Source organism: Paenibacillus sp. FSL K6-1096, from assembly GCF_037977055.1.
Lineage (GTDB): Bacteria > Bacillota > Bacilli > Paenibacillales > Paenibacillaceae > Paenibacillus_AQ.
The window spans coordinates 3,117,626-3,131,813 of the sequence record NZ_CP150274.1 but is presented as its reverse complement, the minus strand read 5'-3'; the positions used below and the strand labels follow the sequence as shown (position 1 = coordinate 3,131,813).

At 55.6% G+C, this 14,188-nt stretch carries 14 protein-coding genes; all 14 read left to right on the top strand.

Annotated elements, in window-relative coordinates; all coding sequences use genetic code 11:
• Window positions 1–44 precede the first annotated feature (44 nt).
• On the top strand, window positions 45–461 hold the full coding sequence (locus MHI24_RS13910) for a F0F1 ATP synthase subunit epsilon (protein WP_238651176.1): 417 nt from the start codon (window positions 45–47) through the stop codon (window positions 459–461).
• A gap of 204 nt (window positions 462–665) precedes the next feature.
• Window positions 666–923 carry a DUF1146 family protein gene (locus MHI24_RS13905; RefSeq protein ID WP_340026181.1) on the top strand — a complete coding sequence of 86 codons (258 nt, stop codon included), beginning with the start codon at window positions 666–668 and terminating at the stop codon, window positions 921–923.
• Window positions 924–1,120: 197 nt separating this feature from the next.
• Window positions 1,121–2,500, top strand: coding sequence for a UDP-N-acetylglucosamine 1-carboxyvinyltransferase (murA, locus tag MHI24_RS13900; RefSeq protein ID WP_340026179.1), 1,380 nt, complete (start codon window positions 1,121–1,123; stop codon window positions 2,498–2,500).
• 198 nt (window positions 2,501–2,698) lie between these two features.
• Complete coding sequence (gene spoIID, locus MHI24_RS13895) at window positions 2,699–3,859, top strand: stage II sporulation protein D (RefSeq protein ID WP_340026178.1); 1,161 nt, start codon at window positions 2,699–2,701, stop codon at window positions 3,857–3,859.
• Window positions 3,860–3,920: 61 nt separating this feature from the next.
• Window positions 3,921–4,661, top strand: a complete 741-nt coding sequence (locus MHI24_RS13890) for a M23 family metallopeptidase (protein WP_340026176.1) — start codon at window positions 3,921–3,923, stop codon at window positions 4,659–4,661.
• A gap of 248 nt (window positions 4,662–4,909) precedes the next feature.
• Window positions 4,910–5,197: a sporulation transcriptional regulator SpoIIID gene (gene spoIIID / locus MHI24_RS13885; protein WP_038597396.1), complete on the top strand. Its 288-nt coding sequence runs from the start codon at window positions 4,910–4,912 to the stop codon at window positions 5,195–5,197.
• A gap of 127 nt (window positions 5,198–5,324) precedes the next feature.
• Window positions 5,325–6,323 (top strand): rod shape-determining protein, encoded by a 999-nt coding sequence (locus tag MHI24_RS13880; RefSeq protein ID WP_238651171.1) that lies wholly within the window; start codon window positions 5,325–5,327, stop codon window positions 6,321–6,323.
• 48 nt (window positions 6,324–6,371) lie between these two features.
• Window positions 6,372–7,250 (top strand): flagellar hook-basal body protein, encoded by an 879-nt coding sequence (locus tag MHI24_RS13875; RefSeq protein WP_340026173.1) that lies wholly within the window; start codon window positions 6,372–6,374, stop codon window positions 7,248–7,250.
• A 68-nt stretch (window positions 7,251–7,318) separates the two neighbouring features.
• On the top strand, window positions 7,319–8,140 hold the full coding sequence (locus MHI24_RS13870; RefSeq protein ID WP_340026172.1) for a flagellar hook-basal body protein: 822 nt from the start codon (window positions 7,319–7,321) through the stop codon (window positions 8,138–8,140).
• 9 nt (window positions 8,141–8,149) lie between these two features.
• Window positions 8,150–8,392 (top strand): DNA-directed RNA polymerase subunit beta, encoded by a 243-nt coding sequence (locus tag MHI24_RS13865; protein WP_340026171.1) that lies wholly within the window; start codon window positions 8,150–8,152, stop codon window positions 8,390–8,392.
• Window positions 8,393–8,714: 322 nt separating this feature from the next.
• Window positions 8,715–9,137 carry a 3-hydroxyacyl-ACP dehydratase FabZ gene (gene fabZ / locus MHI24_RS13860; RefSeq protein ID WP_238651165.1) on the top strand — a complete coding sequence of 141 codons (423 nt, stop codon included), beginning with the start codon at window positions 8,715–8,717 and terminating at the stop codon, window positions 9,135–9,137.
• Between the two features lie 47 nt (window positions 9,138–9,184).
• A complete protein-coding gene (locus MHI24_RS13855) occupies window positions 9,185–10,903 on the top strand; it encodes a phospho-sugar mutase (RefSeq protein ID WP_340026170.1) in 1,719 nt (572 codons plus the stop codon).
• A 107-nt stretch (window positions 10,904–11,010) separates the two neighbouring features.
• Window positions 11,011–13,050: a DUF5693 family protein gene (locus tag MHI24_RS13850; RefSeq protein ID WP_340026169.1), complete on the top strand. Its 2,040-nt coding sequence runs from the start codon at window positions 11,011–11,013 to the stop codon at window positions 13,048–13,050.
• Window positions 13,023–14,186: a polysaccharide pyruvyl transferase CsaB gene (gene csaB / locus MHI24_RS13845; RefSeq protein WP_340026686.1), complete on the top strand. Its 1,164-nt coding sequence runs from the start codon at window positions 13,023–13,025 to the stop codon at window positions 14,184–14,186. Before MHI24_RS13850 ends, csaB begins: the two co-directional genes overlap by 28 nt.
• Window positions 14,187–14,188: the final 2 nt, after the last annotated feature.

Sequence of the window (14,188 nt, the reverse complement as noted above, 5' to 3'; positions counted from 1 at the left end):
CGGGTAGTGGGCTTTATTCTGTAAAGCTTTGAGGAGGAATGGAAGTGAATACCTTTTTGCTCGAAATAGTCACTCCGGAGCATCTGGTCTACTCCAAGCAAGTGAACAGCTTAACGGTACGCGGTGTGAATGGCGAACTGGGAATTCTGCCGGGACATATCCCGCTGGTAACCCCGCTTCAGGTCGCTCCGCTTACCGTTAAGGCCGATGGCGTTACCGTAACCATCGCTGTTCATGGCGGTTTCGTTGAGGTGCACAAAGATAAGGTTACGGTGCTGGCTGAGAGTGCAGAGCTGCCCCGTGACATTGATATTGAGCGCGCTGAGGCGGCTAAAGAGCGGGCTGAGCGCCGTCTCAAGCTGCAAAGCAAGCAGGATGAGATCGACCACCGCCGTGCGGAGCTGGCTCTCCAGCGTGCTGTAACGCGGATCAAGGTGTCAACCGGCAAAGGTCAACAGTAGCAGATAAGCGGTCAAGCCCTGGGCTTGACTGCTTTTTTTGCAACTACGCTGATTACAATGAATTGGAAAAGTATGAAGAGAACGTAACCGATTATGCATACAAAGGCCCATTTGTTTAAAAATTCGTAAAAGTACTGGATTCTTTTCCCCTGCACAAGTATGATATAAGAGTCGATTTCCGAGTACCTAACACGGGGGGCTATTATGAATACACGCTTATCCGCTGATTTGTCGGGTGTGATCGGCACCAGCAGTTTAATTTCGATGGTTGTGTCTCTGGTTTGCGTGGCATTATCATGGTGGGCGCTTCAGAACCTTAAGCTGGATTTGGTCATAAGATATCCCAAGAGCTCTCAGGGCAGACTTCTGCACCTGCTGCTTGCGATTGTCCTCGGCCACTTCGTTGCGGGCTTCTTCCTGGACTACCTGGGCTGGAGCGGACTGATCGGCCGGATGTTTTAATGGCTGCGGGTTTGGTTATATCTCTCATAGGCTGATGCAGTGAAAAAAATGTCGAATAATAAGAATTTATTATGTCAACACTGAGTTTAAGCAATGATCTGCACCTAAGATGCAATGACGGAATATTCAATATCTTAACAGACGAATTTTAACCTCAAAATTAGATTCAGAAATCATGGACGCGGAGGGAAACCGAAATGAGTAAATTTATCGTCCGCGGTGGCAACAGATTGACCGGGAGCGTGAAAGTCAGCGGCGCAAAAAATTCCGTACTACCGATCATAGCCGCCTCTCTATTGGCCGAAGAAGGAGTCAGCGTTATTGTGGACGCACCTCCGTTAGACGATGTATTAACAATCAGCAAGGTATTGGAATCTCTGGGTGCAGGTGTTACATACCAGAATGATGTGATTGAAGTGGATGCAAGACAGATTACTTCCTGTGAAGCTCCTTACGAATGGGTACGCAAGATGCGTGCGTCCTTCCTGGTGATGGGTCCGCTGCTGTCCCGTATGGGGCATACCCGTATTTCCCTGCCTGGCGGTTGTGCTATCGGAACGAGGCCGATCGACCAGCATTTGAAGGGTTTTGAAGCACTGGGCGCCGAGATCAGTCTGGGCCAGGGCTATATTGATGCGAAAAGTAACGGAAGACTGCGCGGGGCCAAGATCTATCTGGATGTGGCCAGCGTAGGCGCTACCGAGAATATAATGATGGCTGCAGCGCTTGCCGAAGGCACTACAGTGATTGAGAATGCGGCGAAAGAGCCGGAGATTGTGGACTTAGCCAACTATCTGAACGGCATGGGCGGTATTGTGCGTGGTGCCGGCACCGGCGTGATCCGGATTGAAGGCGTGGAGCGTCTGCACGGCGTCAGACACCATGTCATTCCTGACCGGATTGAAGCCGGAACGTACATGGCGGCAGCTGCTATCACAGGCGGCGACGTCTACGTGGAGGGTGCGATTGCCGACCATCTGGGTCCGGTGATTGCCAAGATGGAGGAGATGGGCGTTACGATCATCCCGGATGAGAACGGCGTCCGCGTGATCAGCGACAAGCCGCTGAAGGCGGTCGATCTCAAGACCCTGCCTTATCCAGGATTCCCGACGGATATGCAGTCCCAGATGATGGCCCTGCTGCTCCGCTCGGAAGGAACGAGCGTAGTGACCGAGACCGTCTTCGAGAACCGCTTCATGCATGTGGATGAATTCCACAATATGAACGCCGAGATCAAGATCGAGGGCCGTTCGGCCATTGTCACCGGCAATGCGAACCTGGTGGGCGCCAAGGTATGCGCAACGGACCTGCGTGCAGGTGCAGCGCTTATTCTGGCCGGGCTTGTGGCTGAAGGCACAACCGAGGTCAGCGGGACCCATCATATTGACCGCGGCTATGTGAATCTGGCAGAGAAGCTGTCCGGACTCGGTGCCGACATCTGGCGGATCTCCATGGAAGAAGCGGCTGCTCCGGCTGCGGCGAAGGAAGAGGCTGCTAAGGCTGAACCGGCCCGCAGCGAGGCGTTCAAGGCGGAAGAAGCCAGACCGCGTTTCCAGATTCAACCGTCTTGGGTATAATAGCAATTTTTACATTGAAGGGATCAGCCGGTAAGCGGCTGGTCCTTTTTTGATATTCTTCGAAGCTAAGGCCACGCTGTACAAAGCCATGCTGTGCGGGGGATTCCGCAACTCTCTTTCTCTCAAAATCACGTTCTAGCAGGGTATGGAGATTCATATCTATAAGAATCACCAGTGCTTACGGAAGGAGCCATAGAGATGAAAGAGTTCAGAATGCTGCGGCACATCCTGAAGCGTCCGCGCAGCGTAGCGCGTGCGCGGCGCGGGGGCCCCCCGCTGCGGCGGCTGGCCCCCGCCGCATGGCTGGCAGCGCCTCTGCTGGCGGCGCTGCTGCTGCCGCTGGCTGTGGTCCCGCAGCGCGGGAGCGGACCCCAGCCAGCGGCTCCGGCCGTGCCGCAGGCCACGGCCGTCCCGGCACCGCCGGCGGCTGCTGCGGAAGCGCCGCAGCCGGAGGTGACCGTCTATCTGTCGCAGAGCGGACAGATCGAGACCCTGCCGCTGGAGGAATACGTCAGCGGCGTGCTGGCGGCCGAGATGCCGGCCGAATTTGAGCTGGAGGCGCTCAAAGCGCAGGCCGTTGCGGCCCGCACCTTCATTGCCCGCCGCCTGCTGGCCGGCGACCACAGCGGGGTCCCCGTTCCGGAGGCGGATGTGAGCGATACGGTAAGCCATCAGGCTTACGTCTCGAAGGCAACGCTGGAACGGGAGTGGACGTCCGCCGGCAAGCGCGCCGGACTGGCGAAGATCCGCCGCGCGGTCCTGGAGACGCGCGGGGTTATCATGACCTATAAAGGGCAGCCGATTACGGCTTCCTTCTTCGCTTCCAGCGGAGGATATACTGAGAACTCCGAGGACTACTGGAACGCTGCGGTGCCTTATCTGCGCAGTGTCGCCAGCCCCTGGGAGCTGGAGATTACCCCGAACCTGGCGGCTACTTACACCTTCAGCATTACCGAGCTGCGCCGGAAGCTGGGCCTTACGGCCGGCGAGCTTCCGGCGGCGGCCCGCCTGTCTGCCTCCGGCAAGCCTGGGCAGGCGACGTCCCTTTCGTCCGCCGGACTGCCGGCGGAGGTGCTCTCGCTGACAGCGGGGCACCGGATCAAGGAGATCTCTATCGGCGGCACTGTGTTTACCGGGCGTGAGGTGAGAGAGAAGCTGGGCCTGCGTTCCAGCCAGTTCACCTGGAAGCGCAAGGGGAGCAAGGTGGTCATCACCACCTACGGCAACGGCCACGGTGTCGGCATGAGCCAGTGGGGGGCGAACGGCATGGCGAAAGAGGGCAAGACCGCGACCCAGATTCTCAAACACTATTACAGCGGAATTTCTTTTAGCGAAGTCTCAACTCTTCTTCAAAAATAAATTGCAAGATACGTATAAAAGCGAATCGCCCGGTAACACTGGTTACTGAGGTGATAAACATATGAATGAACAAGACAAAATTAAACCAACCCATGATGAATCTCTCAAAAACAAGCAGGGAGATTCAGGCGCCAAGCCTTCTTCATGGAACAGAATGTTATCCAAGCGCTGGGTATTCCCGGCAGTCTACACGGCGGCAGCGGCAATTATACTAACCTTGGTGTGGGTCTATCAGGATGCCGGCCAGAAGCCGCTGAATCCTGACAACGCCGCGGTAGTATCGCAGGAAGGCGCCAAGGGGAATGTAACCGGAACAGACAGCAGTGATCCGGAAGCAATGGAGGTCGTGGCCTCAGCGGAGACTCTGGCCTGGCCGGTAGCCAGCCCAAGTGAAGTGGAAGTCGTTAAACCGTACTACGATGAGAATGGCACCGAAGAGAATCATATTGCGGCGATGGTAGAGTACAATAACACCTTTGTGACCAATACCGGGATCGATATTGCCCGTGAGGACAACAAGCCTTTCGATGTTAAGGCCGCACTTAGCGGTGAAGTGACCCGGGTGGAGGATGTCGCTGTACTCGGCAAAGTGATCGAGGTGACCTCTCCGGGGAACCGGAAGACCGTCTACCAGAGTCTGGGCGACACCAAGGTGAAGCAGGGCGATGAAGTGAAGCAGGGCGATACGCTGGCAACGGCAGGACAGAACGAGATGGAGAAGGGTCTTGGCAACCATGTGCACTTTGAGGTGCATGAGGACGGCAAGATCATGAATCCGACCGATCTGCTTCCGCAGCGCTAAGCCGGAGCATCAGGCAGGGGGCCACAAGCCTCCTGCTTTTTTGTATTTGGCGGGATTGTTTATATATTCTTCTTGAAATGTATGGTCAGGCAGGTTCTATTCTCTAATCAGGGCTGTGAAAAACCGCGCATCAGGTTGTCCGACAAATAAAATGAGCTGTCCAAGGCTTGTCAGGTCCTGAAAGGGCGAATATATAGGCCCGCCCCTCATATAATGTACCAAACTATTCACAGTTGGGAGGCGGGAACGTGCACGATTACATCAAGGAACGTACCATTAAAATCGGACGCTGCATCGTGGAAACCAGGCACACGGTCCGGACCATAGCCAAGGAATTTGGCGTTTCAAAAAGCACGGTGCACAAAGATTTGACCGAACGGCTGCCGGAAATCAATCCGGATCTGGCTGATCAGGTGAAGCACATTCTCGAATATCACAAGTCCATCCGTCATCTTCGGGGGGGAGAAGCCACAAAAATTAAATATAAGAAAACCACCGGCAAAAAGCGTGAAGTCGCGGTAGCTGCAAAGCCATAAGATTTTCAGATTTTGAGGTCATTATTCAGGTTTAGTCCATTGTGCACACCCCCTAAAGTATGGTATTTTTAAATTTGGTACAATCTTCTTTTCTCATTTAAAATAACACTTTGGGGGCTCTTTCATTATGCTTAGCAAGGATATCGGAATCGATCTCGGCACAGCCAATGTGCTTATTCATGTCAAGGGAAGGGGAGTCGTTCTGGATGAACCTTCCGTAGTCACACTTGAAAGTGATACGAAGAAGGTCCTTGCGGTTGGTGAACAGGCTCGCCGGATGGTTGGGCGCACGCCCGGAAATATAACGACGATCCGTCCGCTGCGCGACGGCGTGATTGCCGATTTTGCCATTACCGAGATGATGCTCAAATACTTCATTGACAGCGTGGGCGGCCGCTCCTGGTATGCACGGCCCCGTATATTAATCTGTGCGCCCACGAATATTACATCTGTGGAGCAGAAGTCCATCCGGGAAGCTGCCGAGCGCAGCGGGGCCAAAGAGGTATTCATGGAAGAAGAGCCTAAGGCTGCGGCTATCGGCGCAGGGATGGATATTTATCAGCCTAGCGGTAATATGGTCGTCGATATTGGCGGCGGAACGACGGATGTAGCCGTATTGTCTATGGGCGACGTCGTTACCGCCTCCTCCATCAAAATTGCGGGGGACAAGTTCGACGATGCCATTTTAAAATATATCAAACAGAAATATAAGCTGCTGATCGGTGAACGCACCGCAGAGGATATTAAGGTCACCATCGGTTCAGTCCGCCCCGAAGGCATGAAGGCCGACATGGATATCCGCGGGCGGGATATGGTTACCGGACTTCCCCGGACCCTGTCCATCTCCTCCGGTGAGGTGAAGGAAGCGCTGTGGGACCCGGTCTCCTCCATCGTGGCTGCGGCAAAGTCGGTGCTGGAGCGTACACCTCCTGAGCTGTCGGCGGATATCATTGACCGCGGAGTGGTGCTGACCGGCGGAGGCGCCCTGCTTAACGGACTGGATGAGCTGCTCTCCGAACAGCTGCATGTGCCGGTCTGGGTCGCTGAAGATCCGATGCACTGCGTCGTCAAAGGCACGGGAATTATGCTTGACCATCTGGACAAGGTGGTTAAGAAAAAGTTCTAGCCTGCCGATATAAGGGGTAACAGCAGATTCAAGGAAGGGACTGACCTCATGCTTAGAGGATTATATACGGCCGCAGCCGGAATGGTGACACAGCAGCGCAGACATGATACGGCGACGCAGAACATTGCCAATTTGAATACAACGGGGTACAAGCAGGTGGACAGCGTCAGTCATGCGTTTCCCGAGGTGCTGATCTCGGCGATGAGCGGCGGGGCTGCAAAGCCCGTCGGGCGGATCAACACCGGGGTGTTTGCCGAGCAGTCTGTTTCCCAATATCTGCAGGGTGACCTGATCGAGAGCGGCAAGAGCACGGATTTCGCGCTGTCTACCGATCTCCAGGTACAGGACCCGGATAATCCCGGGCAGAACCTTGTGTTTGACGGGTCCGGCAAGTCCATCAGTGCCGATGGCGAGGTTACATACCGGCCCCAGGCATTTTTTACCGTTCAGGATAATGAAGGCAACAATCTATATACACGCAACGGGAGCTTCACGGTCTCCCCTACAGGCGAGGTGCTCAGCGCGGGCGGCTTCCGGGTGCTGAACGCGGGCGGCGATCCGCTCAGGTTGACAGGACCTCAGGATAACCTTAAAGTGGACGGGCAGGGCAATATCATCGACAACCAGACCGGGCAGCCGTCAGGCACCCGGATCGGGATCAGCGTCATAACCAGACCGCAGGAGCTGGTGCGGGACGGCAACGGGGTGTTCCATGCCGATGATGCCGAGGCGGCGGACATCCGCTTCTCGAATGCAACCGACAATCTGCAGGTCCGCCAGGGCTATCTGGAGAACTCGAATGTAGATGCTACCCAGGTTACTGTGGATATGAACGCCGCCTACCGGGCGTATGAAGCGAACCAGAAGGTCATCCAGTTCTATGACAGCAGTCTGCAGAAGGCTGTGAATGAAGTCGGCAGAGTGTAGCTGGGCTGCACGGATAACTGACAGTATAAGACGGTTTTCTTTTATCAGACCTGTAGGAGGTTACACCTGTGAATAACTCGACAATCGGCGCCGCTGTCTCTATGGCCAGTCTGCAGCAGCGGCTGGATATTATCGCTGACAACATTGCGAATATGAATACCAACGGGTATAAGAGCAAGCAAGGCTCTTTCGAGGATGTGCTCACCCGGGTGCAGCAGCAATCCAGTGATTATAACCAGCCCGGACGGAGTATGCCGCTTGGCTTCAATATCGGTTTTGGGGTGAGGGTGCCGAACGTAACCAACAACTGGGAGGAAGGCACACTTCAGGAGACAGGCAAACCGACAGACCTGGCGCTTCAGGGCAACGGATTGTTCGGCGTTCAGGTGAACGGAGTCACCTCGTATACGCGCCAAGGGGACTTTCATTTCACCCCGGACCCTGCGAATAAGGACAATATGCTGCTGGTAGACAATACCGGCAACCCTGTGCTGAATGAGAACGGGAACCCGCTCACGGTCAGTGCCAACGGGATTGCGGCTATAGACGAGCGCGGACAGGTGTGGACCAAGACGAGTGAGACCGCTGTGCCTGTGCTGGCCGGCTCCCTTATGATTGTTGAGCCGCGCAGCAGCAGCGCGCTTCAGGCGGTGGACGGCAACTTCTATGTCCTGGCCGGTGGAGTGACTGCTCAGCAGGCGTTTGTACAGAGAGCGGCAGGCGAAGCGAAGGATGTAGGCGTGCGTTCAGGTTATCTGGAAGCCTCCAATGTGGATCTGAGCCGGGAGATGACGGAGATGATGCAGATTCAGCGTACGTACCAGCTGGCTGCCCGGGCACTGTCCTCCAGTGACCAGATGCTGGGCCTGGCGAATAACATGCGCGCGTGAGGTGAGGGAATGAGCCGTGAGAAGGTTAAGGAATCCAAGGAAAAGGAAAGAGAAGAGAAGCAGCAGCCGGTGAAGCGGCGCGGGATTTCGGCCTGGACCATCATCCAGTGGTTCCTGATTCCGCTGCTGCTGGTTGCCGCGCTTGCGGGCGGGCTTGTCGTGGGCTACGTGGTTCTAGGCAAGAAGGAGCTCAGCGATGTGCTGGTATGGAGTACCTGGAAGCATGTCTATGATTTGGTCTTTGCGCCCTGAGGCCTGTGTTTCCTGAAATTTCTTACTATAACATAATGAAATGGAAGCTCCCTGGTTGTGCCGGGGAGTTTTCTTTTTTATACTGAAAAATGTATAATGATGGCGTGCCCTAAGAGCGCCAAAAAGGGCTTTCTCCGCCAACCTGCCGCGTGCGGTGGAGAAAGCCCCTTATCTGAACCTCCACTGCTGCAGGTGGTGAAGGATAATTATAGTTTTTGCCGAAGCTGCCCATATTTATGCAGGGTGGCGTAGAATAAAACGTAAGCGCTGCTGTAGGCGGAGGTTCATTACGCGGTACCATCCGAAGGGAGCTTTTACTGATATGCTGGATATCAATCAAATTCAAGAAATCATCCCCCACCGGCCCCCATTTCTGCTGGTGGACAAAATCACGGAGATTGAAATGGGCAAACGGGCGGTCGGCATCAAAAATGTGACGATCAATGAACCGTTCTTCACCGGACACTTTCCGGGCTTCCCGGTCATGCCGGGTGTACTGATTACTGAAGCATTGGCTCAGGTTGGTGCAGTAGCCATTCTGGGAGTAGAGGCCAATAAGGGTAAAATCGGTTTTCTGGCCGGGCTTGACGGCTTCCGCTTCCGCGGACAGGTCGTTCCTGGGGATACCCTTGAGCTGGAGGTAGAGATTACCCGGCTTAAAGGCAGCATCGGCAAGGGACAAGCTACCGCCAGAGTAGAAGGCAAGACAGTGGCCTCCGGGGAAATTATGTTCGCCCTCAGCTAGTTCCTGTAATACACTTATACATTATAGATGGAGAAGGAGAGATTCACATGACTGAATTAAGCCCGAAGGCGCAGGAAACCTTGACGCGCTGGCTGCAGGACCCTTCAGTGGATGAGAGCACCAAGGAGGAGCTTAAGGCTCTTGCCAATGATCCGAAGGAGCTGGAGGAACGGTTCTATAGAGACCTCGAATTCGGAACAGGCGGCTTGCGCGGCGTGATCGGCGCAGGCAGCAACCGGATGAACCGCTATACGGTAGGCAGAGCCACTCAGGGCTTCGCCAATTACCTGCTGGCACAGCATACAGGGGAAGGCCGTCCGTCGGTGGTCATTGCCCATGACTCCCGGCGCTTCTCGCCGGAATTCACGCTGGAGGCTGCACTTGTGCTGGCCGGCAACGGCATCGAGACGCATCTGTTCCCTTCCCTGCGCTCCACACCGCAGCTGTCCTTCAGTGTCCGCCATCTGAAGGCCTCGGGCGGCATCGTGATCACGGCCAGCCACAATCCGCCTGAATATAACGGGTACAAGGTCTATAATGCCCAGGGCGGGCAACTGGTGCCGCATGAAGCGGAGAAGGTGATTGCAAGCATTCTGGAGGTAGACTCCTTCAATGGCGTGAAGCGCATGTCCCAAGAGGCTGCGGAGAGCGAGGGCCTGCTGCATTGGCTGGGCGCTGATGCGGATGAGGCCTTCACCGATACGGTAGCCGCAGTCAGTGTGAGCCGTGAAGAGATCGCCTCCTCGCTGGGCCGTGACTTCTCCATTGTCTACACCCCGCTGCACGGGACAGGCAATCTTCCGGTCCGCCGTGTGCTGGAGAAGATCGGCTTCACCCAGGTGCATGTGGTGCCTGAGCAGGAGCAGCCGGATTCGGAATTCTCCACCGTGAAATCGCCGAACCCGGAAGAACGCGAAGCCTTCACGCTGGCGATGAAGCTGGGCGAAGACTTGAATGCCGATCTGCTGATCGGTACCGACCCTGACGCTGACCGGATGGGCGCTGTTGTCCGTGACAACGAAGGCAAGTTCGTGGTGCTGTCCGGCAACCAGTCGGGCGCGCTGATGATCCATTATTATCTGAGCCGCCTGCAGGAGCAGGGCAAGCTGCCAAGCAACGGCGCAGTGGTCAAGACGATTGTTACCAGTGAGATGGGGGCGGCCGTAGCCAGCCATTATGGCGCTACCGTGTTCAACACCCTGACCGGATTCAAATATATCGGTGAGAAGATGAACCAGTTTGAGCAGTCGGGCGAATACACCTATCTTTTCGGATATGAGGAGAGCTACGGCTACCTCGCCGGCAACTATGCACGCGACAAGGATGCCGTTCTTGCGGCTATGCTGATTGCCGAAGCGGGAGCCTACTACAAAGCCCAGGGCAAGACCTTGTATGATGTGCTGCAGGAGCTCTACGCGCAGTTCGGATACTTCCTGGAGAGCCTGGAATCCCGCACGCTCAAGGGCAAGGACGGGGTTGCACAGATTCAGGGAATTATGAATGACTGGCGGACGAGCCCGCCGCATGAGATCGCCGGCGCTTCGGTGACACAGGTGCTCGACTATTCTCTCGGGCTGGACGGCCTGCCTAAAGAGAATGTACTGAAGTATCTGCTGTCGGACGGCTCATGGTTCTGCCTGCGTCCTTCCGGCACCGAGCCGAAGATCAAGGTGTATTTTGCCGTGGTTGGGGAATCGCTGGATCACGCCAAAGCCAAGGTTGCGGAGCTGACCAGCCAGGTTATGGCACGCGTTGACGGGAAATAATACGGAATACCGATTTTGGCCAGCGGAAACGGAGCTGCTCCAGAGGGAGAGACATCCGTTTCCGCTTCAATTTGATCCGCTTTAAAGTGAATGAGGAGGTACTATTGGTGCAGCAGAAATGGCAACGCTGGAATCTGGCTTCACGTAAGTGGTTATGGATCATTGTGGTGGTGGGTGTAATTGCCGCCCTCCCGGTAGTCTATGACCGTCTGCAGACAGAGAAATCTTCCAAAACCGTTGAATTTGTCTTTGATTACCGTGACCTGGTTGAGGTAGCAAGCTACCGGCAGAATCCGCAGGATTATATCTCCGAGCAGCTTGACCGGCTGATGGCGGCCGGTGTTCAAAGTATGGCGATCTACGAAAATACATTGGACGATTTCCGCAAAGCCCGCCGGCTGATGCTCTGGGGAGCAGCGGATATCGCCAATCTTACCGATACTGTGATTCCGGAGAATGAGAACTATACATATGTCCTCTTCACCAGTGCGGAGAACAGCAATGCGCTCTCACCGGTCATCCGGGATGCCTTCAGCAGACTGGATATCCGGACGGAAGACTGGAATTACCGCGGACAGCAGGGGCTGATCATTGAGACCCCGCTGGAGGATGCGACGCTCAAGCCGCTGCAGCCGGACCCGATCACTCTGAACATGCTGCATGAGAAGGGCTTCACCATTGTGCCCCGCCTGGTAGATTCACTGCCCTACGATCAGGAGGCCATGAAGGCTCTGCTGGACCGTTACGCTGAGCTTGGCGTCAAGCGGATTCTTTTTGAAGGTGAGTCTGTTAAGGGCTTCAATGATGATGCGGATAAGGGCAGTATTACTGCCTTCGCGGATCTCCTGAAGGAGCATGGCATAGGGATTGCGGCTATTGAGAATATCAAGGTGCAGCAAAAGGGCTTCTCCAAGCTTGCCTATCTGCTGGATTACAATGTGACGCGCCTGCGCTCCCTCAGCGAGGCTGATTCCAGCTTGAAGACAGAGGTGATTGCAGACCAGTTCGCACTCGCAACGAAGGACCGTAACATCCGGATGATCTATCTGAATACGATTCCTTCAAGGGATACGAAGCAGGCGGCGATTACGGATACACTGGATAATCTGATCGAGAGCCTCAGCGGACCGGAGGGAGCGGTTGCCAAGATTGAAGCCAATGGTTTTAAGCTTGGACAAGCTACGGCATTTGATGTACAGGACTCTTCCTTCCAGCGTTATTTCAAGTTAATTGCCGTGATTGGAGCGGTGGCAATGGTTGCGCTGCTGGTCTCCTACTTCATTCCTTGGCTGACGCTGCCGGTGTGGGTGCTGGGGCTGGTGGGCAGTGCCGGGCTGCTGATGCTGAAGCCAACCTTATTTGAACAGGCGCTTGCGCTTGCAGTCGCAATAAGTGCGCCTACCGTAGCTATGGTGCTGGCGATCCGCAAAATTAACGAGATGGGTCCGCCTTTGCGTTCCGATTCGTCATCGTATACCGTAATGAGCCCGCGCCGCAGGCTGACACATAGTGTGGTACTGTATATCAAGACAGCGCTGATCACCTTCAGTGCTGTGCCGTTTGTGATTGCGCTGCTGAACAATATTACGTATTCCCTGGTTCTGAACCAATTCCGCGGGGTAAGCCTGCTCCATCTGGCGCCGATTGCCCTTACTGCGCTGTATGTGCTGCTGTACCGCGGGGAATTTGCCTTTAACAAGACCGGCAAGCTGCTGCGGACTCCAATCACGCTCGCTATGGTTATTGCCGCTGGGGTGATCGGTATCGTGGGGATGTATTATTTGAGCCGGACCGGTAATAGCGGAACTGTAAGCGGACCTGAGAAAATGCTCCGTGTTTTCCTGGAGAATAACGTCGGGGTCAGACCGCGCAACAAAGAGTTCCTGCTGGCCCATCCGCTCTTCATTCTGGGCGCTTTCATGGCCTATAAATACCGGAATGCGGCCTTCATTCTGATTATTGCTGTCATCGGCCAGTTATCTATGGTGGATACCTTTGCCCATATTCATTCGCCGGTGTTGATCTCACTGATCCGCGGCCTCCTCGGTCTTGGACTCGGCCTGATCATTGGGCTTATCGCTGTAGGGGTATGGCAAATTGCAGAAAGGTGTTGGAAACGATGGTCGCCGCTGCTCCGCAAATTATAATCTCCGGCTATTACGGCTTCCGCAACAGCGGGGACGAGGCTGTGCTGCAATCGATTCTGAATGCTCTGCATAAGCAGTCCCAAGCGGCTGGCATTACGCTGGAGCCTGTAGTGCTGTCGATCGATCCGGAATGGACAACGGCTACCTATGGTGTGAAGTCCGTGCACCGGATGAAGCTGGGGGAGGTCCGCAAGGCGATCGCTGAAAGCGCGGGCCTGATCAGCGGCGGGGGCAGCCTGCTTCAGGATGTGACCAGCAGCAAGACGATTCCGTATTACTTAGGGATCATTAAGCTGGCGCAATGGCTGGGCAAGCCGGTGTTCATCTATTCGCAAGGCATCGGCCCGGTGAACCGCAAGCTGTTCCATCCGCTGATCCGGTCAGTGTTCCGCAAATGTGCGTATATCTCTGTGCGGGATGAACAGTCCCGCCAGCTGCTTCAGTCGATGGGAATCAGCCAGGACAAGGTTGAGGTGGTTCCCGACCCGGTGATGGGACTTACCCTGCCGGAGGAGCGGCAAGGGAATGCAGAGACTGAACCCGGCCTTGGAGACGGGGGTGGCCCTGATTTGGCGGTCCGCCCATACAATGTTGGCGTCTCCGTGCGCTTCTGGGAGGAGTCCCGTCAGGAGCTGGACGCCTTGGCAGCAGGGCTGGTGAAGGTGGCAGCGAAGCTGCCGCTTGATGTGCGCTTCCTGCCCTTCCATCATCCTGCCGACAATGAGGCTTCCCGCTATGTCATGCAGAAGCTGGGCGGCGCGGTTGAAGCAGGCGGAGGAACGGTAAGCATCCGCGAGGATACGCTGCACCCGCTGCAGATGCTGCGCGAGGTCGGGCAGTGCCAGGCGCTGATCGGTATGCGGCTGCACAGTCTGATTTATGCGGCCGGCCGGCGCGTTCCGCTGATGGGGGTCTCTTATGATCCGAAGATCGATCATTTTCTTGAACGGGTTGCCTGCCGTCCGGCCGGCTCCACCGCTGACCTTGATGCTGATCAGGTGGCGGCCGGGCTGCTGGAGCTGCTTGAATCAGGAGAGCGCTGGAAGCAGGAGCGGGAGCCGCAGATTGCTGCTCTGGTGGAAGCGGCCGAGGCTCCGGCCCGCAACATTGTGCGATATTTCAGCCATAAAGGATGAGT